Below are 22000 nucleotides of genomic sequence, written 5' to 3' on the forward strand. Positions count from 1 at the left end.
CCAAGAATCGGCAAAATTTTAAGTGTAAAGCAGAATATATGACCAAGCTCGCGATATGTTCTATAATAAACTCATCATTAAAGTATGAACTAAAATGAAGAATTGAGGTTTTGAATCTTGAATAAGACAAATAATCATGTTCCAGCACTCATAACAATTTTTGGTGCCACTGGTGATTTAAGTCACCGTAAACTATTTCCATCACTCTTTCACTTATATCAACAAGATAATTTAGATGAAAGAGTTGCAATTATTGGTATCGGAAGACGTGAATTAACTAATGATGATTTTAGAGCTCAAGTGAAATCGTCAATTCAAGAACACGTACAAGATACAAAACATCTAGATAAATTTATGCAACATGTCTTTTATCAACCACATGATGTTAGTGATGAAGCAAGTTACCAAAAATTACTAGAATTAAGCGAATCATTAGATCGAGAATTTTCATTAGAAGGCAACCGCGTCTTCTATTTAGCGATGGCACCACGATTTTTCGGTGTCGTAACTGATTTCTTAAAGTCTTCAGGTTTAACAAAAACAAAAGGCTTCAAACGTCTTGTCATCGAAAAACCATTTGGTAGTGACTTGAAATCAGCAGAAGAGTTAAATGAGCAAATTCGTCGTTCATTTAAAGAAGAAGAAATTTTCCGTATCGACCACTATTTAGGTAAAGATATGGTTCAAAATATTGAAGTATTACGTTTTAGTAACGCAATGTTCGAACCATTATGGAATAACAAATATATTTCAAACATCCAAGTGACATCGTCTGAGGTACTGGGTGTTGAAGACCGTGGTGGTTATTACGAAACGAGTGGGGCTTTAAAAGATATGGTACAAAACCATATGCTGCAAATGGTTGCGTTATTAGCAATGGAGCCGCCTATTAGTCTGAACAGTGATGATATCCGTGCTGAAAAAGTGAAGGTATTAAAATCATTACATGTGCTTCAACCTGATGAAGTGAGAAATCAATTCGTACGTGGTCAATATGATAAAGGTTTTATCAATGGCCAAGAAGTGAAAGCTTACCGCGAAGAAGATAAAGTCGCTGCGGATTCAACTACGCCTACTTTCGTGTCAGGTAAAGTCGAAATCGATAACTTCAGATGGGCGGGTGTTCCTTTCTACATTCGTACAGGTAAACGTATGAAACGTAAATCCATTCAAGTGGTTGTTGAATTTAAAGAAGTACCAATGAATTTATACTATCAAAAAGATAAACATTTGGATTCTAACTTACTTGTGATTAACATTCAACCAAACGAAGGTGTATCAATTCACCTTAATGGTAAAAAATACGTTCAAGGTATCGAAACGGAACCAGTACAATTATCTTATGCAATGAGTGCACAAGATAAAATGAACACAGTTGATGCCTATGAAAACTTACTTTTCGATGTGCTCAAAGGTGACGCAACTAACTTTACACATTGGGAAGAATTAAAATCAACGTGGAAGTTTGTGGATTCCATTCAAGAAGCTTGGGATCATTTTGAACCAGAATTTCCAAACTATGAATCAGGTACAAATGGTCCATTAGACAGCGATTTATTATTAAGTCGTGACGGCTTTAAATGGTGGAACGACATTCAATAAAGTTAAACCTGCAACTTAAATAATTACCATCAGCTAAGTGATTCACATTTTAGTGTCACTTAGCTGTTTTTTGTTATATAATAAATTATTAGATACATCATGAGAGAAAGAGACTTTGAGAGTTATAAGGAGTGAAAATTTTGGACGTCATTAAACATTTACAACGCGCAATGGTTTATATCGAAGACCATTTATTAGAGCCATTTGACCTACAAACTTTAAGTGATTACGTTGAAATTTCTCCTTATCATTTAGAACAATCTTTTACGATGATTATTGGAAAGACGCCTCAAGAATATTGTCGTGCCCGAAGATTGACACTTGCTGCGAATGATTTAATCCACGGTGCAAATCGCCTCATTGATCTCGCAAAACGTTATCAATATACGGATGCGAATACATTTGCACATGACTTCAGTGATTATCATGGGGTGTCACCATTGCAGGCAAAATTAAAAAAAGATCAACTTCAAATGCAGGAACGTCTCTATTTAAAATTATCGACTACTTCGCAAAAGCCCTACCCTTATCGTTTAGAAACGTTAGGTGACTTTTCATTAGTTGGATGTTCTCGATTTGTCCCAACAGTGGAATTAGAACACCATTTTATTATTCCCGATTTTCTTGAAGATTTAAAAATGGATGGAACACTCAAAGATATCATGCGTTATAACGATATCGGGCCACATGAATTGTTCGTGGTGAGTTGTCCACTAGAACAAGGGCTTGAAATCTTTGTCGGTGTTCCAAGTGAGCGTTTTCCTGGTCACTTAGAAGATCGCTTTTTAGCCGCACGTCAATACGCTGTGTTTAATTTACAAGGTGAAATTGATTTCGTCACGAGTGAGGCTTGGCATTATATTGAAACGAGCTTACAATTGACTTTACCTTTTGAACGAGATGCGTTGTACATTGAAGTGTATCCGCTCGACATTTCGTTTGAAGATCCCTTTACGAAAGTTCAATTATGCGTACCAGTTAATATTGATGAAAATTAAATCAATATACTTCACACATCAGCACAATCCCTTTCATTACGTCGTTTCATTGACGTAACAGAGTGGATTGTGCTTTTTGGTACATCCCGTTTCAAAATCATTGATTGATGTAATTTTTTAATACGCCTTATCATTCCGTCTCCATAATACTATTTTATTTAGATTATATTAGATTTTATATAAAGGTTATCAAAAATGCGAATTACAATATTCCGTTGAATTACTTTGGAGGTTTAGCAGAAAGTACGGGGTGCTATGAAGAAATGTAACATTACGCATCAAAAAAGGCCAGGTATTACCCTGACCTTTTTGATTAAGAGGGTTTTATTTCGTCCATTGTGTATGGAAAGTACCTTCTTGATCTTTACGTTGATACGTATGCGCACCGAAGTAGTCACGTTGCGCTTGGATTAAGTTTGCTGGTAAGTTTTCTGTACGGTAGCTGTCATAGTAGTTGATACTTGATGAGAATCCAGGAAGTGCCACACCGTTTTGGATACCAGTTGCAACAACATCGCGAAGTGCTGATTGATATTCAGTCACGATATCTTTGAAGTAACCGTCTAATAAAAGGTTTTGTAAGTTGCTGTCGTTGTCGTATGCATCTTTAATTTTTTGTAAGAATTGCGCACGAATGATACAACCTTCTCTCCAAATCATCGCTAAGTCACCTAATTGAAGGTTCCACTCATTGATTTCACTTGCTGTTTTCATTTGGTCAAAACCTTGTGCGTATGAACAGATTTTACTCATGTACAATGCACGACGAATTTTTTCAAGGAACTCTTCTTTGTTGCCATCAAATGCAGCAGAAGGTCCGTTTAAAACTTTAGATGCATTCACGCGTTGATCTTTTAATGAAGAAATGAAACGTGCAAATACAGATTCAGTGATAATTGTTAATGGTGCACCTAATTCTAATGCATTAATAGATGTCCATTTACCAGTTCCTTTTTGACCCGCTTTGTCCATGATTTTTTCTACAAGTGGTTCGCCATCTTCATCAAGTTTAGTGAAAATGTCACCTGTAATTTCGATAAGGTAACTTTCTAATTCTCCAGCATTCCATGATTTGAATGTTTCAGAGATTTCTTCATGTGACATGCCTAACAAGTCTTTCATCATGATATAGCTTTCTGCGATTAATTGCATGTCGGCGTACTCGATACCGTTGTGTACCATTTTTACGTAGTGACCTGCACCATTTGGCCCGATGTAAGTCACACATGGTTTACCGTCTTTTGCTTTTGCAGAGATAGATTCTAAGATGTCTGACACTTTATGATAAGCAGCTTCTTGACCACCAGGCATTAATGAAGGACCTGTTAAAGCACCTACTTCACCGCCAGAAACACCCATACCAATGAAGTTGACGCCACTTTCAGCCAACGCTTTATTACGACGAATTGTATCTAAGTAGTTTGTGTTACCACCGTCGATTAAAATATCGTCATCGTCTAATAATGGTAATAAGCTGTCGATCGTTTTGTCTGTCGCTTCCCCTGCTTTAACCATTAATAAAATTTTACGTGGCTTTTCTAAAGAATTTACAAACTCCTCTACTGAATAAGTAGGTACAATGTTTTTACCTTTAGATTCTTCAACCATTAAATCTGTCTTATCTGCAGAACGGTTGTACACAGATACACTGTAACCTCTTGATTCAATATTCCAAGCTAGGTTCTTACCCATTACGGCTAAACCTACTACACCGATTTGTTGTGTCATTATACTTAACCTCTCTTATTATAAATTATGGATTTATTGTATCACATAATAGCCGATGAAGCCTTTTATTAGCTTACGCATTCAATTCAATGATTTTTAGGACATAATGTGTTAAATCATATAAAGATTGTTTAGAAATACGTTCATCTGTCGTATGAATTTTTTCGTAGCCCACGCCTAATATGACAGTGGGGATACCGAGCTGATTAATAATGTTACCGTCAGAACCGCCACCTCCAACATCTGCTTGCATGTCAAAGCCTAATGCTGTTGCAGCTTGTTCAGCCACTTGGTACACACGATCATTTGATTCAACACGGAAACCAGGATAGGATAATTCAGTTTCAACTTTTGCATGACAGCCATGTTGTTTTGCAGCATTTTCAAATGTTGATTTCATATGTTCGACTTGTGCGTCTAGTTTTTCTTTAGAATGTGAACGCGCTTCTGCCCAAATATTTACTAAATCCGTCACAACATTAGTCGGCCCACCACCTTGGAACTTACCAATATTGGCAGTCGTTTCATAATCGATTTGTCCAAGTTTCATCTGACTAATCGCTTGTGCTGCAATATTGATCGCGCTAATGCCTTCATTTGGTGTACTCGCATGTGCCTTTTTACCATGAATTGTTGCATTGACTTTCATTTGATATGGCGCACCAATCGTAATACTGCCAACAGGTACTGCGGAGTCAATGGCATAGCCATAATCAGCATCCAAATCTGCTTTACGTAAAGCTTTTGCGCCGACCAAACCAGATTCTTCTCCCACGGTAATAACGAATTGGATTTGACCATGTGGTAACTGTTGTTCATGAATGATGTGGAGTACTTCAAAAATGACCGCCAATCCCGCTTTATCATCAGCACCGAGGACTGTCGTTCCATCTGAATAAATAAAGCCGTCTTCTTTAATAATCGGCTTTACATTTCGTCCAGATTCCACTGTGTCCATATGACTCGTAAAATAAATTTTATCTTTACCTTCTTGGTTCGCCGGTAATGTGCAAATGAGATTATTTGCTCCAAAACCCGTTGTTGCTTTCGCATTATCTTCTACAACTGATAGGCCAAGTGATTCAAATTTCTCTTTTAATATGGGCTGAATGTTTTGTTCATGTCCCGTTTCAGAATCGATTTGCACTAACTCTAAAAATGTGTCAATCAATCTCTCTTTGTTTAGCATACAGTCACCTTCCCTTATGTTCTACTTTCATTTTATCGAACTTTGGATAGATTGCCAAAAAGACTGAACCATATGTATTTTACAAGAACTTTTGGCATTTTTTTAAATGAATGTTATAATTCACTCATTGTAAGTATATGAGAATATTATAGGTTATTTGGAGGCATATCATCGTGTTAAATAAAAAAGTGAGAAAAGTACTGATTATCGTGATGCTTGTAGCAATCGTACTAGCATTGATTTTAACAGGTATCGCACCGTTATTAAGCATGTAAGATGAAAGATGGGCTTGGAAACAATTGCGTTTCCAAGCCCATCTATATATACAATTAAATTTCATGGTGCATTTTAAGTGAACCAAATTTCGCTTTAATCGTTAAATACTCCTCAGTATCATACAAAATTTGAATCATACTGGAACGTGTCAACAACTCCTCATGTGTTTGAGGCAAAGGCAATTGATCAATTTCAAGGCGAATTTGGTATAACGTGTGTAAGCGTAATGCCGTATAATTATTTTCATTCACATTTTCTGCCATTTCAGTGAATAATTGAGCAACGTGTGCACTCATGACGTCATTTGCATTAATGTGTTTAATATGATTTTTAATGCGCTTTAATATTTCTAACTGGTCTTCACGCATATCAAAATAGTGATAGTAACTATTTTCATTCCGAACAAAATGATTCTTGACATCTCTAAACGCAATAGATTTCGCTTCTTGAATCGTATGTGCTAAAGACGTAAATGTCACATCAGGACGATTGTTATGCATGGCGCATGCTGAACTAAATGTATGGAAAATGTTCTTGAACTGATGCTCAATTTCTTTTTTGTATTTAGATAGTTGATGGTCTAAATTTGGCATTATCGTATTCATTGTAAAAGCGATGGCCAGACCAACGATAATGAGTAATACTTCATTGACGACTAATGCAAAATCAATCACATCAGCATTAAAGAAATGGAGCAAAATGACGATACTTGTCACGACGCCCTCTTGCATGTTAATCATCACCGTCACAGGAATGAAAAATAGCACAATTAAACCGAGTACCCAGGCGTGCTGCCCTAACAGTGGAAAAATAGCCCAACCAAAACCGATAGCAATTAAACAGGAAATAAAACGAGAAATAATGGCGTGAACGGAGTGTATTTTTGTATCTTTAATACATAATACAACTAAAATGGCACTAGAAGCGTAATTATCCAACCCTAGTAGTTGTGCGATGATTACACCTAGTGCCATGCCGACCGCAGTTTTTATCGTTCTAAATCCGATGCGATATGGATTTAAACGTAACATGATGAAACCGCCTTACTTTGCTTCACAGTAACGATCAAATAAAGTTTGAAGTTGTGTGATCACGTCCATAGTGTCGTGGCCTTCGATTTGATGACGTTCAATCATTTCAGTAATTTTTCCGTCTTTCATGAGTGCAAATGAAGGGCTTGATGGTGCATAACCTTCAAAATAATCACGTGCACGTTGTGTTGCTTCTTTATCCTGACCTGCAAACACTGTTACGAGTCGATCCGGTAATACATCATAGTGTAATGCATGCGTCGCAGCTGGACGAGCAATGCCCCCTGCACAACCACATACAGAATTAATCATGACTAACGTTGTTCCGTCTTGTTTGAAGACACGGTCCACATCTTCCTCAGTCGCTAACTGTTCGTAACCCGCGTGGTCCATTTCAGAGCGCGCTTGTTTTACGATATTATTCATATATAAATCAAAGTTCATATCCATTTGAACATTCCTCCATCATCAGTATTTCAATTAATTACATTTTACTAAAGGTCACACACAACTGCAATCATTCGGCAACTTACATGTGAAAAACAGCCGATAAAACTTATAATTTGATCCATCATTTCCAAATCATTGATATTAACAGCACCATTTGAAAAGGCCAGGAAACATAATCTCCTAGCCTTATCACAGTGTCTTAATAAACTTGTGTATGTTCAATCGTATAAGCTTCGATACGTTGTTTCACTTCATTTAAAAATTGTCCTGCCTGTAATCCATCTAGAATACGGTGGTCGAGTGATAGACATAAGTTGACCATTGAGCGAATCGCAATCATATCATCAATGACAACAGGTCTTTTTACAATCGATTCGACTTGTAAAATCGCTGCTTGAGGATGATTAATGATGCCCATTGAACTCACAGAACCAAATGTGCCTGTATTATTGACTGTGAATGTGCCGCCTTGCATATCTTCATAAGAAAGCTTGTTTTGACGTGCTTTTTGTGCAAGCTCATGAATTTCTCGAGCAATCCCTTTAATCGACTTTTCATCCGCATGACGAATCACTGGGACAAACAATTTATTTTCATGAGCCACAGCAATCGAAATATTAATATCTGAATGAAGAACAATTTCGTCATTTTGCCAAGTACTGTTCAGTAATGAATACTTTTTAAGTGCTTCGGCTACTGCTTTGATGAAAAATGCAAAGAAAGTTAAATTATAGCCTTCTTGTGCTTTAAATTGATTTTTGTAATGTGCACGTGTTTTTGTTAATTCCGTCGCATCTACTTCAATTGCCATCCAAGCATGTGGAATTTCATGCACACTTTGCACCATTTTATTCGCGATTTGACGACGCACACCGTTGACCGGTATCACTGTATCACTCGCACCTACAGATTGTGAATTGTCACTTTGTGTTGCTGTCGATGCAGGTGTTGGCGTTGGCGCTTTTGGTGCTACATTGTCTTGAGGTCTATCGTTATTGGCTGTAACCGTCGTACCTTGCTCAATCACACGTTCGATATCTTTTTTAGTTACACGTCCTTCAAAACCTGTACCTGTGACAGCTGATAAATCGATATTGTGTTCAGAAGCGAGTCTAAACACAACTGGAGAAAAGCGACCATTATTTTTGGGCTGGTTTGAAGATGATGACACAGCTGACGTTGATGCTGTTTCCTGTTTTGGTAGGTCTTTAGATTCTGTATCAGCTTCTGGTGCTGTTTTTTCAGAAGTTTCACTCGTCGCTCCTTCAACTTCCATTTCACAAATCACTGTACCGACCTCAATCGTTTCGCCGGCTGCAGCGATTATTTTTTTAATCGTTCCTGTGTATGATGAGGGTACTTCAGCTGTGACTTTATCTGTAATCACTTCACATAATGGATCATATTCTTCAACATGGTCTCCCTCTTTTACGAGCCATTGTTCAATCGTCCCTTCATGCACACTTTCCCCAAGTTTAGGCATTTTGATTTCCATGAGTGAACCTCCTTAAAATTGCGCTAACTCACGCATTTTATTTTTAATTTTATCAGGATTAATCATAAATTCGTCTTCTAATGGTGGTGAGAAAGGCATAGCAGGTACGTCTGGGCCCGCAAGTCGCATCACTGGTGCATCTAATTCAAACAAACAATTTTCTGCAATAATAGCTGCCACTTCTGACATGACACTACCTTCTTTATTATCTTCAGTAACTAGTAAACATTTACCAGTTTTTTTCGCACATTCAATAATCGTTTGTTGGTCAAGTGGATAGACCGTACGTAAATCCACTACTTCTACATCGATACCTTCACCTTTTAACAAGTCAGCAGCTTGAAGACAATAGTTCACGGCTAAACCATATGAAAATACTGTTAAATCTTGACCTTTTCGTTTTACATCTGCTTTTCCAAGTGGCACCGTGTAATAACCTTCTGGCACTTCTTCTTTCAGTAATCGGTACGCCTTTTTATGTTCGAAAAAGAGAACCGGGTCATTTGATGCGATTGAAGCTAAGAGTAAACCTTTGGCATCATATGGTGTGGAAGGAATGACAACAGTTAAGCCTGGCGTAGAAGCAAATACACTTTCGATACTTTGAGAATGATAAAGTGCGCCATGAATACCACCGCCGAATGGTGCGCGAATCGTTAATGGTGCATGCCAATCATTGTTAGAACGATACCGCAATTTGGCAGCTTCACTCATAATTTGGTTCGTCGCCGGTAAAATATATTCAGCAAATTGTATTTCAGCAATCGGTCGTTTCCCCATCATAGCCGCACCAATGGCAGAACCGACAATGTTGGATTCCGCAAGTGGTGTATCTAACACACGATAAACACCATATTTTTCTTGTAATCCAGCTGTCACACCGAAAACGCCACCCTTTTTACCTACGTCTTCACCAAGAATCATCGTTTGTGGATCTTTTTCTAAAGCGACATCAAGTGCTTGTTTGATAGCTTCAAGATATGAAATTTTAGCCATGTTGAAGCCCTCCTTCTTCATAGACATGTAAGTATGTTTCAGATGGATCTGGATATGGCGCTGCCTCAGCCTCTTTAGTCGCCTGATGTACCAACTGTTGATTTTCTTTTTCAATCGTTTCAAACCATGCTGCGTCAACTAACGATTGCTCGATTAAATACTGTTTAAATTTAAGGTTACAGTCATTTTCTTTGTCCATGGTTTTTTCTTCACTCGTACGATAACGATCATCATCATCTGAAGAGTGCGCTGTTAATCTTGTACATAAAGCTTCAATTAATGAGGCACCTTCACCGTTTACTGCGCGCTCACGGGCTGCTTTAATGGCACCGTAAACAGCAATCGGGTCATTGCCATCAATCGTTTCTCCGTACATGCCATAGCCTTTCGCACGATCGGATAAATATTCAGCGCCATACTGAAATTCTTTTGGGACAGAAATGGCGTATTTATTATTCTCAATTAAACAGATAAATGGCAAGTTGTGTACACCTGCAAAGTTCAAGCCCTCGTGAAAGTCGCCCTGGTTTGAGCTCCCTTCACCTAGTGTCGTTAATGCGATTTGAGATTTACCATCCATTTTGAATGTTAACGCTGCACCGACTGCATGGAGGATTTGTGTCGCTACCGAAGAACCTTGTGACATGATACCGACTTCTTTTTTACTAAAATGAGAGGGCATTTGTTTCCCTCCTGAACTGATATCATCACGTTTACCGAATGCGGATAACATCGTTTCTAATGGTGTCATACCTAAATAAGTCACGAGTGCTAAGTCACGGTAATAAGGAGAAGTAACATCCCCCTTTTGTAATGCATAGGCCGTTCCAATTTGTGTCGCTTCTTGCCCTTGACAACTGATCACGAACGGAATTTTACCAGCTCGATTAAGAAGCCACATTCTTTCATCTAGTTTACGACCTAAATCCATAGCACGGTACATGTTTTTTAAGTCTTCAATTTCTAGGCCAACACTTTGGTAATCTTTCATATCTATTTTCCTCCTTCTTATCTATATGTGAATAGATTGATGACTAGATTTTAATCCTAATTCCATAAGCAATTCTGAAATGGATGGATGTGCATGTGTTGAGAGTCCTAATTCAAGTGCAGACCCATTCATAAATTGTAGAACACTTAATTCATTAATGAGCTCTGTGACATGTGGACCAATTAAGGATGCACCAATCAAACTACCAGATGCAGAATCAAACAATAACTCAGCAAAGCCTTCAGGTAATGTTGATGCAGTAATCATAGCTTTACCATTCGCTTTGAACGGTGCTTTCATGACTTCAAATTTAATTCCACGTTGTTTTGCTGTCTCTTGATTAACACCGATAGATGCAATCTCTGGAGACGTATACACACATCTCGGCATTGAATCATAGTCAATAGGAAGTGGATTTTCATTAAACATATGTTCAACCGCGATGACTCCTTCTCTAGCACCGACATGCGCAAGTTGTAAATGTCCAATCACATCTCCAGCCGCATAAATATGTGTATCAGCTGTTTGCATATATTCATTTGTTTCAATCATTTTTTTATCGTTCAAAACAACTTTTGTATTGTCTAAACCTAAGTCAGCTGTATTCACTTGACGACCAATCGCAACGAGCACTTTTTCAGTGGAGAATGGCGTGTCAAAATTGAAACTAACTTGATCTTCATCTTGTTGAATATCATCTACATTAAGTGCTGTGTTCACATGGAACTGAACACCCTTTTCTTCCAATTGCTTTTGAATCATTTGACTGATTTGTGCACTTTCAGTTGGTAAAATACGTGGGCCAGCTTCAATAACATGTACAGTGATCCCTACAGTACTAAAGAAAGATGCAAATTCTAATCCGATGACGCCCCCGCCAATAATCGTGATAGATTGTGGTAAAGTATCAAGTGTCATCATATCGTTACTACTATAGATTTGTTCGTGATCAAACGGTAAAAATGGCAGTGCCATAGGTTGAGATCCTGTGGCAATAAGCACGTAATCATTCGGTAATAGTTCTGAAGTGCCGTCTTCATACTCTACAGAAACAGTCCCACTTTGAGGTGTAAAAATAGATGCCCCCATTAAGCGACCTACACCTTGAAATACATCGATTTTATGGCGTTTCATTAACCCTTGTACACCCTGATACATCGTGTCAACAATACGATTTTTACGCGCCATAACTTTCGTAAAATTCAGTATCGGTTGTTCTGCAGTGACGCCAAAGTCATCAGCATGTTTGATGTATTGAAATACTTCAGCTGATTTAAGAAAAGATTTTGTTGGAATACAGCCTTGGTGAAGACATGTCCCACCCATTTTTGATTTTTCAACAATAGCAACAGATTTTCCAAGTTGACTCGCGCGAATCGCAGCAGAATATCCTGCAATGCCACCGCCGAGGATTACGATATCGTATTTTTCTTTTGTCATATGCTTTCTCCTATTGATATATCTGGATTTTAATTTGCTCATTCAGTGCCAATTGTGCGCGTTCAGCTAGCGTTATCAGTTCGTGTTCTCCTGGATAAACCGAAATTGGCGCAATCCATTCGACATAATTTGCTATTTTTTCCATTAATTGAACACTATGGCTCATGCCACCTGTAAAAATAATTTGATCGACATGTCCTTTTAAAATAGTAGCACGTTCTCCAATAGCTTTAGCGATTTGAATCACCATTGAGTCTATCAGTAACTTCACTTTGTTATCTTGTTCGTAATTCACCATAATTTCCCTTAAATCTGTTGAATGAAAATAAGCTTTAAGCCCTGATTCACGACTCATTTGCACCTTCATTTGTTCGGCAGATAATTGGTGCTTTTCCATATATTGGACAATTAAATCGTTTGGAATGCTTCCTGAACGATCCATCGCCATAGGTCCTTCACCATATAGTGCTTCATTCACATCAATGACACGACCTTTTTCATGAGCACCAATACTAATGCCACCGCCCATATGTATTACAATCACATTAATGTCTTCGTAGGAACGATTGACTAGTGATGCATATCGACGCGCCATCGCTTTTTGATTTAATGCATGAAAGATACTTCGACGTTGAATGGAAGGTACGCCAGTATGACGTACTTCATCAATCAATTCATCTACAACCACTGGATCCGTTGTAAATACAGGAATTTGATATTTGAGTCCAAGTTGGTAGCCAATCATACCACTTAAATTAGATGCATGCGCGCCATACTTAAAACTTTTTAAATCATCGTACATCGCTTTGTTCACTGCGTATGTCCCGCCTTCTAATGGCTTCAGCAAACCACCACGACAAGCAATGACATCAATTTGATTTAAAGCATACCCTTGGGAAGCGATGGCTGTTTCAATCATTTGTTGTCTTAAAGGCTCTTGGTTAATTAACGGTTGATTTAAAATCGTTTCACCATGGTTAATATTTTCATTCACCCTACATTGATCATTTTCGTATATTGCATATTTACTAGAGGTACTACCTAAATTCAATACAAGTGCTGTTGTCATACAATCCCTTCTTTCAAAATCAAACAGTTATGGAGATGGGACATAAAAATTTCAGGCACATTTGATGCAGTAACTTACTTCCCCGATAATGAAAACTAGAAATGCAGTGGCATCCATTTTTATGTCCAAATTATCCTCATACTTCAATCGATTAATCATAAATACCGCAACAAAAATCTATAAGTCGTAAAGACTGGTTAGGTTATGGCCTTGATCAGTCAATTTGATTCCATCGTTAGCCAACTTTTAACGCGACTAAAATAGAATTGATTTTATTTTCTATACTATCCGCTCTTGAGGTCAAGACGATGGGAAATTGTGCGCCAAGAATAAGACTCGCAACTTTAGCATGACCAAAATATGTGAGTGATTTATATAACACGTTACCGGCATCTAATCCAGGTACTATAAGAACATCTGCATCTCCGGCTACTTTTGAATGAATCCCTTTGTGAATCGCGCTCTGTTTATCAATCGCATTATCTAACGCAAATGGTCCTTCGACATATACACCTGGTTCGATGGGGTGAGATTGATAATATCGACTAAGTTGCTCGGCTTGAACAGTGGATGGGATTTTTGGGCTTACTTTCTCAACGGAAGACAATAATGCAATATAAAGCTGTTGATATTGCAGTCTTTTAGAAAAGTGCACCACATTTTGAATCATTGCTTTCATCTCATCTTCTGTTGGTGCGATATTAAGCGCAACGTCAGAAATCATAAGCAATTTGTGATATGACGGAATTTCACAGAGTGCCACATGATTTAAAAATGGTTTTGTACCTTGTGCATTACGTTTTAAAACTGCAGATAAAATTTTAGCAGTTGGAATCTGCCCTTTCATCAAAATTTGTGCGTTGCCTTGATACAAATCATCGAGACAACCTTCAATTGCAGCTTCTTCTGAATCAAACGTGTAAATATGAATGCGTTTTAAAAACTCAGCTGACAAATCGAATGAACGAATGATTTCTGCCGCATCTTGATAATTATAAAGTTTGAAGTCAGCATGCGTTTGCTTTAAAACTTCAATAATGACTCTAATCAATGGTTCATCTGTTGCATTTACTATTGCAATCGTCCCAGTTAGAGATTGAGGTTCTTTAAGCAATTCTTTAAAATTCAACTTTCATCATCCTTTATGCTTTTGGTTTTGTTCAATCATTTCTTTCGCATTTTGTCTCGTCAATTCGGTAACAGTTGCACCAGAAATCATCCGTGCAATTTCATCAATACGTGCGTCACCTGTGAGTTCACGTACAGTTGTTGTTGTGCGGTCATCCTTTTCGTGCTTAGAAATATACAAATGATGATCACTCATTGACGCCACTTGTGGTAAATGAGAAATACAGATGACTTGGATCACTGCAGCAATGTCTTTCATTTTTTCTGCCATTTTTTGTGCAGCTTGTCCAGAAACACCGGAATCCACTTCATCAAATAAAATCGCAGTTTGCCCTCGAGCTCTCACAAAAATACTTTTCAGTGCGAGCATAATACGCGACAGTTCACCGCCACTTGCAATTTTGTTTAAACTTTTTAATGGTTCACCTTTATTTGGACTAATTAAAAATTCAATATGTTCTAAACCGTCTTTTTGAGGTGTTTCATATGGTTTAAACGAAATTTCTAAGTTCGCATCTTTCATTTGTAAATATTGGATTTCATTAACGATACGATCGCGCAACTGTCTTGCTACTATTCTACGCGCTTTTGATAATTTTTGCCCGTCTTCTTGAACTTGTTGCGATAATTGTTGAATTTCTTCGCGTAATTTTGACGTACTTTCTTCATAATTTTCAATTTTATTAATTTCATCAGCGATTTTTTCTTGATAAGTCATCAGGTCTGAAATGTCTTTACCATATTTACGTTTTAAATTATTCAACAAGTTCATGCGCGATTCTAATTCATTTAAATAGTGTTCATCAAATTCAGTTTGGTTGATTTCTTCATAGATTTGGTGTTTTGCGTCTTCTAACGTGTAATAAAATTGATCAACTTCTTCTTTCAGTTTTTCAAATGTTTCAGGTAAGATTTGATTCACATTGTGTAGCTCTGTACTTAAAGTATAGAGACGGTCCGTAATCGCGTGCTCATCTGTTAAAGTCAGATATGCTGCGTTTAAGGCTAAACTCAAGTTCTCGGAGTTTTGTATCCGTTTGATATCTGTTTCTAGTTGTTCAATTTCGCCTTCTTTTAAGTGTGCTTCCTTTAATTCATCGTATTGGAACTTCATTAAATCTAGACGTTGCAATAATGCTTGGTCCGCAGACTCGAGTGCTTCAAGCTCTTTTATTTTTTCTTGGTGCTGTTGATATGATTGGGCATATTGTTGAAGCTCTTTTGTATATTCACTGTCAGCATAACGATCGAGTAGTTCGACATGATACTTTTGCTTTAATAATGATTGCGTTTCATGTTGACCGTGAATGTCAAGTAATGCTTGCATCACTTGTCTTAAATCTTGTAACGTCACAGTCTGGTTGTTAATACGACAAATACTTTTCCCAGAACGGAAGATTTCCCTTTTGACAATTAAAAAGTCTTCATTGATATCAATACCTAACGATTCAAGTTGGCGTATCGCATCTTTCGCATCATCAATATCAAAAATACCTTCAATAATTGCTTTCTTTTCTCCATGACGCACAAATTCAGATGAAGCACGCATGCCAATCAGTTGTCCAATGGCGTCAATTATAATGGATTTACCCGCACCGGTTTCACCACTGAGTACAGTTAAACCATCAGAAAACTGAACATCTAATGTATCGATAATTGCAAATTGTTTAATGGAGAGGCTTTGTAACATCTAACATCCATCCTTATAACATATTGAAAATTCTTTCCTTGATTTCATCAGCTGAAGGGTTATCACGACAAATAATTAAGCATGTATCATCGCCACAAATCGTCCCTAACACTTCTTCCCAATCTATTTGATCCAATATGGCACCAATGGATTGGGCATTACCAGGTAACGTTTTAAGTACCAGTAAATTATTTGCACTATCGATTTTTACAAACGAATCCATCAAATAGCGTCCTAATTTTTCAAGTGGATGATATCGACGATCATTAGGCAAACTATAAATATATTGACCACTTGGCGCAGGAACTTTAATCAATTGAAGTTCTTTAATGTCACGTGACACAGTTGCTTGCGTCACATTCATATCATAATCATTTAAACGCTTTACTAATTCGTCTTGTGTTTCGATTTGTTCATTTGAAATAATTTCTCTAATTTTTATATGTCTTACAGATTTTTTGGGCATAATTGGCACCTCGTAACGAATATTTATACAATGATTTTACCACACTCGATAATGATTTACCTACTTAAGCGATAAACGAATCCATTATTACAATTGTTGCCGTTATTGTATTTAATCATCCAAAAATAGCATGCTTTTTAATTCAATATATACGAAAAATGTATATCGACATCCATTTTACGGATCAATTGGCAATCAAAATATTTTGGACCTTTACATCGTTCGTGAATATAAGTATCAAAAAAACACGAGCAACTGTAATAGATTACTCGTGTTTAGATGTTATTTTAAAAATTGTTGAATTGTACGGACAAGTGGATCATGTGTTAAACCTAAATCTTCTAAAATTTGATCGACATCACCGTGTTCGATGTACTCATCATTAATACCAAGTCGTTTGATCCGATTTGTATAACCATGATCAGTCATATAATTTGCGATTTGACCGCCTAAACCACCATTTAACATGCCTTCTTCAACTGTCACAACTGGAATGTTTTGCGAACCTAATTCATCCAAAACTGTAGTGTCCATTGGTTTAATATAACGCGCATTGATGACACGCGCTTGAATACCATGATCAGTTAACGTTTTGGCAACTTCAACTAATGTCGCGAGTGTAGGTCCATAACTGATAAGTGCCACATCTTGGCCTTCAGTTAAATTTTCCCATGATCCAATTGGCAAATGCGTGCGTTGTTCAGTGATATCAACACCTAAACCATTGCCTCGTGGATAACGGATTGCAATCGGACCTTTCTCATAATGCATCGCTGTATAAACGAGATCTTTCGCTTCATTTTCATCTTTAGGCATCATGACAATCATATTTGGAAATTGTGTCAAGAAACCAACATCAAAGACCCCTTGATGGGTTTCCCCATCTGCACCAACAAGACCAGAGCGATCCACACCAAAAATAACGTTTAAGTTTTGACGATCGACATCATGTAATACTTGGTCATAAGCACGTTGTAAAAATGTAGAATATATAGCAACGTACGGTTTCATACCTTCCATTGCCAAGCCAGCTGCCATCGTTACAGCATGTTGTTCAGCAATGCCCACGTCGAAAAATTGTTCCGGCAATTCTGATTGGAATCTTGTTAGTTTTGAACCGACCGGCATTGCAGGTGTAATTGCAACGACACGACGATCATTTTTGGCATATGACAAAATTTCGTCGCTCATTAACTGGCTCCATGATGGCCCTTGTGTTTGACCTTTAATCTGTTCGCCTGTTTCTAATTTGTAAGGTCCTAAACCATGCCAAGTGCCAATTTTATCATTTTCAGCGGGATGGTAACCTTTCCCTTTTTTCGTCACAACATGTATAAGCACCGGTTTATTAATCGAATCAGCTGCAGTTAAGGCATTTTCTAATTCTTCAAAATTGTGACCATCCACTGGACCGATATAGCGAATACCAAGCTCTTCAAAAAATGCGCCATCCACGACTAAATATTTTAAACTGTCTTTAATACGATCCGCAGATTCACGCAATCGACTGCCTCCCGGTAATCGACTTAAAATCGATTCAGCATCAACTTTAAGTCGATTATAACCTTGATTCATTCGTATACGACCGAGCATATTATGCATTGCGCCAACATTAGGTGCAATACTCATTTCATTATCGTTTAAGATAATTGTCATATTTGTACGGTCATGGCCGATATTATTTAAAGCTTCGAGTGCCATACCACCTGTTAATGCACCATCACCAATGACAGGAACAATATGGTTCTTTTTGCCTAAAATATCTCTCGCTTTTGCCATGCCCATCGCAGCTGATAATGATGTGGAACTATGCCCAGCTTCCCACACATCATGATCAGACTCTTTTAATTTTGGAAATCCACACAATCCTCTATATTGTCTTAATGTTTCAAACTGTTGACCACGGCCAGTCAAAATTTTATGAATATAACTTTGATGACCGACATCCCAGATAATTTTATCTTCAGGACTATTAAAATGCTTATGAAGTGCGATTGTGAGTTCAACAACACCTAAATTAGCACCAATATGGCCCCCCGTTACAGCACACGTTTGAATTAAGAACTGTCTCACATCGTGACTTAATGCTTCAAGCTCTTCAACAGAAAGACTTTTTAAGAATGAAGGATTCTGTATATTTCTTACGTCCATTGAAATCACCCTTAATTTTTTCTATCGTACTGATTATAACACTTCACTTGCTTCATAGATAGACAGAACTTAATTTTGACGTTGATAAAAAAGTGTTAATAAATATTTTAAATTCGTTGTATCAAACTCCATAGACAATGTGTCTAAAATGGCTTCTGCTTTTTGTATGTGCACTTGGAGTTCTTGTTCAGCCCCTTGCTCACCTAAGAGCGTCACATACGTACTTTTATGATTTGAGACGTCACTCCCAACAGGTTTGCCTAGTTTTGCTTCATCACCGTATACATCTAAGAGGTCATCTTTAATTTGGAAAATGACACCTAAATGTTGAGAAAACTGAATCAATTGCTTCGCGGTTGTTTGACGAATTGAAGTAATGATGGTTGCAGCTTCAATGGCAAATTGGATGAGGGCGCCCGTCTTATGTACATGAATACTTTCAAGAATATCAAGTGGGATGTGTTGATGTTCACTTTGCATATCCAACGTTTGACCGCCTACCATCCCTTGATGTCCACTTGCTTGACTTAACTTTTTAATGAGTTCAACTTTAATATCGGCGTCAATATAGGGTGTCAATGCAATCTTTTCGAATGCTTTCGTCAATAATGCATCTCCAGCCAATATCGCAAGCCACTCACCGTAAACAGTATGATTTGTCGGTTTACCACGTCTCAAATCATCGTCATCCATCGCAGGTAAATCGTCATGAATTAACGAATATGTATGAATCATTTCAAGCGCTAAAGCAACATGCATGCCGCTAGTGAGCTTTTGAGCATCCAACATTTTAATTGTTGCCAACATGAGCAAAGGTCGAATTCTTTTTCCACCTGCTTCAAGAGAGTAGCGCATACTTTCTTCTAATGACGTGCCCAGTGGCGTATCCTCTATCGCATCATTCAAGTGCCCGTTAAATTGTTCTAATAACTCATTCAGACTTTGATTCATGACTTTCATCTGCCTCTTTGTCCATTAATTCAGATACCTTTTTCTCAGCATCGCTTAATGTTTTTTCACACGATTTAGAAAGCGCAATACCTTGCTGATACAATTCTAAAGATTTTTCTAACGATATCGTATCATTATCTAACTGATTTACAATGGATTCTAATTCTTTCATCATTTCTTCAAAAGATTTATTCTCGGTCGTCATTTTGCCACCTCACCTTTTCAATTCTTGCATCTAATGCGCCATCTTTCATTGTCACTTCGATTTGATCGCCTTCATGTACATCATGACTACTCGTAATGACTTCATGCTCTTTTTTAACAATCGAATAACCCCGCAACATCGTCTTTGTTGGACTCAAATTATCGAGTGATAACAGTTGATGTTGAAATAATTGTTTTTTTGAGCTGATAATGCGTTGAATTTGTTTATCTAATTGGGATGCTAAATCCATAGATGCTAGCTTTTGACGTTGTACATTATCATAAAAATATTTAATACGAATGCGTTGCTGCAACATTGCTAATCTTTGTTGTTCGCTTTGAAGTCGAAATTGCATGGATTGATGAAGGGCACGATCCAGTTCATCACGCTTTTGTGTTTGTTGTTCATACAATAAGCCAGGTTGTTTAAATTTATAGTAAGATTGCAACTGTTGTAATTGTTGCGCGGTATGTCTTAAATGTTGCTTGATATAGCGATTCAAATACACACGCGATTGATGAAGCACCTGCTTAAGTTCTTGTTGATCAGGTGTCGCTAACATCGCGGCTTGGGTTGGTGTAGCCGCCCGTAAATCAGCAACAAAGTCACTTAATGTCGTATCCGTTTCGTGACCGACTGCAGATATGATTGGTGTTTGACAAGAATAAATGGCTTTAACAACATCTTCCTCATTGAAATTCCACAAATCTTCAATAGAGCCGCCACCACGACCTAAAATAATGACATCTACACCGAGTTGATCCGCAGCTTTTAATTTTTCGATAATGTCAACTTTTGCTTGTGCGCCTTGGACGAGCGTACTCATTTTAATCTGTTCAGCTAATGGATAACGACTGTTTAAAGTATTTTGTATATCTCGAATGGCTGCACCTGTGCTCGCCGTCAGTATCGCAATTTTTTGAGGATACTTCGGAATAGGCTTTTTGTGAGCAGGGTCAAAGTAACCTTCTTTTGTTAATTTGATTTTTAACTGCTCAAATTTTTGATAAAGATTCCCTACACCATCCAGTTGCATATGCTTAACATAAATTTGATAACTACCACGAAGTTCATAAACAGAAACACGTGCTTCAATAAGGACTTGATCGCCTTCTTTTGGATCAAAGTCCAGTTGGTTGGCTTGCGCTTTAAACATCATTGCTGCGATGACACTATTTTCATCCTTAACTGCAAAATATAAGTGTCCACTACTATGACGTTTAAAATTCGATAATTCACCTTTGAGGTAAACACTTTGAAGGTGAGGGTCTTGATCAAATTTATACTTAATATATTTAGTTAATGCAGAGATCGTTAAATATTTTTCCATGCCATCACTCAATTTCTTTTAATGTGACTTAATACACCGTTGATGAATTTATAATGATCATCATCACTAAATTGTTTTGCCAATTCTACTGCTTCATTAATAATAACCTTCTCTGGTGTGTCACTGTGGTTCATTTCAAATGCAGCCATACGCAAAATAATACGATCTGTTTTCAACAAACGTGCAATCGTCCATCCATTTAAATGTGGACTGATTGTTTCGTCCAATACATGTTGATGATCTTTAACACCAGAAACAAGCCATTTAATGAAGTCGAAATCTAAATCAGGATAGTCTTCTTTAATAAAACTAATCGCTTCGTCAATCGTCAACTCTGTATTTTTCATTTCTAGTTGGAATAATGTTTGAAAGGCTTGACTTCTTGCTTGTTTTCTACTCATTTTAATTCTCCGTTCATAAGTTAATCACGATTATTTTTTGCCATTTCTATATGTGTAATGTGCACATTGATTTGCTGAGGTGTCAGTGCAGTCATCGTACGCAATGCACTATGAATGGATTCTTGAACTTTTGACGCTGTTTCAGAAACTTTAACGCCATATTTTAAAGAACAATAAACATCAATCGTAATTTCATTGTCTTTCGTGGTGATTTTAACTCCTTTACTTAAGTTTTTACGACCAAAGCGTTCTAAAGTTGAATTTTTTAAATCTGGAAATGCGCCTTCAACGCCTTTCACTTCTGAAACTGCGATACTCGCAATCACAGAAATGACTTCAGGTTCGATTTCAACAGTTCCGAGATTAGGGTTGAAATGTTCAATTGGCTTTGCCATATAAGTTGCCCCCATTCA

The 22000-nt window shown here is 37.4% G+C and carries 21 protein-coding genes; 3 read left to right on the forward strand and 18 right to left on the reverse strand.

The window, feature by feature from the left end:
* Window positions 1–117 precede the first annotated feature (117 nt).
* Both zwf and CD138_RS04870 read left to right on the forward strand, forming a co-directional pair.
* Window positions 118–1602: a glucose-6-phosphate dehydrogenase gene (gene zwf, locus CD138_RS04865; RefSeq protein WP_019168735.1), complete on the forward strand. Its 1485-nt coding sequence runs from the start codon at window positions 118–120 to the stop codon at window positions 1600–1602.
* A gap of 140 nt (window positions 1603–1742) precedes the next feature.
* Entirely contained in the window at window positions 1743–2600 is an 858-nt protein-coding gene (locus CD138_RS04870; protein ID WP_019168734.1) for an effector binding domain-containing protein, read from the forward strand.
* A 324-nt stretch (window positions 2601–2924) separates the two neighbouring features.
* Here the strand turns inward: CD138_RS04870 and gnd are convergent, their stop codons facing one another.
* Window positions 2925–4328 carry an NADP-dependent phosphogluconate dehydrogenase gene (gene gnd / locus CD138_RS04875; protein ID WP_019168733.1) on the reverse strand — a complete coding sequence of 468 codons (1404 nt, stop codon included), beginning with the start codon at window positions 4326–4328 and terminating at the stop codon, window positions 2925–2927.
* A 73-nt stretch (window positions 4329–4401) separates the two neighbouring features.
* The gene (locus CD138_RS04880; protein WP_019168732.1) at window positions 4402–5517 is read right to left on the reverse strand and encodes a tripeptidase T; all 1116 of its coding nucleotides are present in this window, start codon (window positions 5515–5517) and stop codon (window positions 4402–4404) included.
* A gap of 173 nt (window positions 5518–5690) precedes the next feature.
* Here CD138_RS04880 and prli42 point away from each other — a divergent pair, with 173 nt between their 5' ends.
* Window positions 5691–5792 carry a stressosome-associated protein Prli42 gene (gene prli42, locus CD138_RS14135; RefSeq protein ID WP_019168731.1) on the forward strand — a complete coding sequence of 34 codons (102 nt, stop codon included), beginning with the start codon at window positions 5691–5693 and terminating at the stop codon, window positions 5790–5792.
* Between the two features lie 54 nt (window positions 5793–5846).
* Here prli42 and CD138_RS04885 read toward each other — a convergent pair whose 3' ends face one another.
* The 16 genes from CD138_RS04885 to CD138_RS04960 form a co-directional block, all read right to left on the reverse strand.
* The gene (locus CD138_RS04885) at window positions 5847–6824 is read right to left on the reverse strand and encodes an aromatic acid exporter family protein (RefSeq protein WP_019168730.1); all 978 of its coding nucleotides are present in this window, start codon (window positions 6822–6824) and stop codon (window positions 5847–5849) included.
* Between the two features lie 12 nt (window positions 6825–6836).
* The gene (gene brxB / locus CD138_RS04890) at window positions 6837–7274 is read right to left on the reverse strand and encodes a bacilliredoxin BrxB (protein WP_019168729.1); all 438 of its coding nucleotides are present in this window, start codon (window positions 7272–7274) and stop codon (window positions 6837–6839) included.
* Window positions 7275–7473: 199 nt separating this feature from the next.
* On the reverse strand, window positions 7474–8769 hold the full coding sequence (locus CD138_RS04895; protein WP_019168728.1) for a dihydrolipoamide acetyltransferase family protein: 1296 nt from the start codon (window positions 8767–8769) through the stop codon (window positions 7474–7476).
* Window positions 8770–8781: 12 nt separating this feature from the next.
* Entirely contained in the window at window positions 8782–9765 is a 984-nt protein-coding gene (locus CD138_RS04900) for an alpha-ketoacid dehydrogenase subunit beta (RefSeq protein WP_019168727.1), read from the reverse strand.
* On the reverse strand, window positions 9758–10756 hold the full coding sequence (locus CD138_RS04905) for a thiamine pyrophosphate-dependent dehydrogenase E1 component subunit alpha (RefSeq protein WP_019168726.1): 999 nt from the start codon (window positions 10754–10756) through the stop codon (window positions 9758–9760). Before CD138_RS04905 ends, CD138_RS04900 begins: the two co-directional genes overlap by 8 nt.
* 21 nt (window positions 10757–10777) lie before the next feature.
* Window positions 10778–12196: a dihydrolipoyl dehydrogenase gene (gene lpdA / locus CD138_RS04910; protein ID WP_019168725.1), complete on the reverse strand. Its 1419-nt coding sequence runs from the start codon at window positions 12194–12196 to the stop codon at window positions 10778–10780.
* Window positions 12197–12206: 10 nt separating this feature from the next.
* Window positions 12207–13265 (reverse strand): butyrate kinase, encoded by a 1059-nt coding sequence (buk, locus tag CD138_RS04915; RefSeq protein WP_019168724.1) that lies wholly within the window; start codon window positions 13263–13265, stop codon window positions 12207–12209.
* 235 nt (window positions 13266–13500) lie between these two features.
* Window positions 13501–14394 carry a phosphate acyltransferase gene (locus tag CD138_RS04920; protein WP_019168723.1) on the reverse strand — a complete coding sequence of 298 codons (894 nt, stop codon included), beginning with the start codon at window positions 14392–14394 and terminating at the stop codon, window positions 13501–13503.
* A gap of 6 nt (window positions 14395–14400) precedes the next feature.
* Complete coding sequence (recN, locus tag CD138_RS04925; RefSeq protein ID WP_019168722.1) at window positions 14401–16083, reverse strand: DNA repair protein RecN; 1683 nt, start codon at window positions 16081–16083, stop codon at window positions 14401–14403.
* A gap of 13 nt (window positions 16084–16096) precedes the next feature.
* Window positions 16097–16549 (reverse strand): transcriptional regulator AhrC/ArgR, encoded by a 453-nt coding sequence (gene ahrC, locus CD138_RS04930; protein WP_014613844.1) that lies wholly within the window; start codon window positions 16547–16549, stop codon window positions 16097–16099.
* A 282-nt stretch (window positions 16550–16831) separates the two neighbouring features.
* Complete coding sequence (dxs, locus tag CD138_RS04935; RefSeq protein WP_019168721.1) at window positions 16832–18700, reverse strand: 1-deoxy-D-xylulose-5-phosphate synthase; 1869 nt, start codon at window positions 18698–18700, stop codon at window positions 16832–16834.
* Between the two features lie 69 nt (window positions 18701–18769).
* Window positions 18770–19651, reverse strand: coding sequence for a polyprenyl synthetase family protein (locus CD138_RS04940; protein ID WP_019168720.1), 882 nt, complete (start codon window positions 19649–19651; stop codon window positions 18770–18772).
* Window positions 19632–19856: an exodeoxyribonuclease VII small subunit gene (locus CD138_RS04945; RefSeq protein WP_019168719.1), complete on the reverse strand. Its 225-nt coding sequence runs from the start codon at window positions 19854–19856 to the stop codon at window positions 19632–19634. The genes CD138_RS04940 and CD138_RS04945 overlap by 20 nt, the downstream gene beginning before the upstream one ends.
* A complete protein-coding gene (xseA, locus tag CD138_RS04950; RefSeq protein WP_096559716.1) occupies window positions 19840–21186 on the reverse strand; it encodes an exodeoxyribonuclease VII large subunit in 1347 nt (448 codons plus the stop codon). Before xseA ends, CD138_RS04945 begins: the two co-directional genes overlap by 17 nt.
* A gap of 8 nt (window positions 21187–21194) precedes the next feature.
* Window positions 21195–21587, reverse strand: coding sequence for a transcription antitermination factor NusB (gene nusB, locus CD138_RS04955; RefSeq protein WP_019168717.1), 393 nt, complete (start codon window positions 21585–21587; stop codon window positions 21195–21197).
* A gap of 20 nt (window positions 21588–21607) precedes the next feature.
* A complete protein-coding gene (locus tag CD138_RS04960) occupies window positions 21608–21982 on the reverse strand; it encodes an Asp23/Gls24 family envelope stress response protein (RefSeq protein ID WP_019168716.1) in 375 nt (124 codons plus the stop codon).
* Window positions 21983–22000: the final 18 nt, after the last annotated feature.

Origin of the sequence: Staphylococcus intermedius NCTC 11048, assembly GCF_002902385.1 — a bacterium.
GTDB classification, from domain to species: domain Bacteria; phylum Bacillota; class Bacilli; order Staphylococcales; family Staphylococcaceae; genus Staphylococcus; species Staphylococcus intermedius.

Bases quoted from the DNA above. Each gene is read 5' to 3' on its own strand.
- lpdA (WP_019168725.1), bottom strand. From the start codon at position 12,196: ATGACAAAAGAAAAATACGATATCGTAATCCTCGGCGGTGGCATTGCA.
- nusB (WP_019168717.1), bottom strand. From the start codon at position 21,587: ATGAGTAGAAAACAAGCAAGAAGTCAAGCCTTTCAAACATTATTCCAA.
- buk (WP_019168724.1), bottom strand. From the start codon at position 13,265: ATGACAACAGCACTTGTATTGAATTTAGGTAGTACCTCTAGTAAATAT.
- CD138_RS04880 (WP_019168732.1), bottom strand. From the start codon at position 5,517: ATGCTAAACAAAGAGAGATTGATTGACACATTTTTAGAGTTAGTGCAA.
- CD138_RS04885 (WP_019168730.1), bottom strand. From the start codon at position 6,824: ATGTTACGTTTAAATCCATATCGCATCGGATTTAGAACGATAAAAACT.
- ahrC (WP_014613844.1), bottom strand. From the start codon at position 16,549: ATGCCCAAAAAATCTGTAAGACATATAAAAATTAGAGAAATTATTTCA.
- CD138_RS04940 (WP_019168720.1), bottom strand. From the start codon at position 19,651: ATGAATCAAAGTCTGAATGAGTTATTAGAACAATTTAACGGGCACTTG.
- recN (WP_019168722.1), bottom strand. From the start codon at position 16,083: ATGTTACAAAGCCTCTCCATTAAACAATTTGCAATTATCGATACATTA.
- CD138_RS04905 (WP_019168726.1), bottom strand. From the start codon at position 10,756: ATGAAAGATTACCAAAGTGTTGGCCTAGAAATTGAAGACTTAAAAAAC.
- CD138_RS04895 (WP_019168728.1), bottom strand. From the start codon at position 8,769: ATGGAAATCAAAATGCCTAAACTTGGGGAAAGTGTGCATGAAGGGACG.
- xseA (WP_096559716.1), bottom strand. From the start codon at position 21,186: ATGGAAAAATATTTAACGATCTCTGCATTAACTAAATATATTAAGTAT.
- gnd (WP_019168733.1), bottom strand. From the start codon at position 4,328: ATGACACAACAAATCGGTGTAGTAGGTTTAGCCGTAATGGGTAAGAAC.
- CD138_RS04900 (WP_019168727.1), bottom strand. From the start codon at position 9,765: ATGGCTAAAATTTCATATCTTGAAGCTATCAAACAAGCACTTGATGTC.
- CD138_RS04945 (WP_019168719.1), bottom strand. From the start codon at position 19,856: ATGACGACCGAGAATAAATCTTTTGAAGAAATGATGAAAGAATTAGAA.
- dxs (WP_019168721.1), bottom strand. From the start codon at position 18,700: ATGGACGTAAGAAATATACAGAATCCTTCATTCTTAAAAAGTCTTTCT.
- brxB (WP_019168729.1), bottom strand. From the start codon at position 7,274: ATGGATATGAACTTTGATTTATATATGAATAATATCGTAAAACAAGCG.
- CD138_RS04960 (WP_019168716.1), bottom strand. From the start codon at position 21,982: ATGGCAAAGCCAATTGAACATTTCAACCCTAATCTCGGAACTGTTGAA.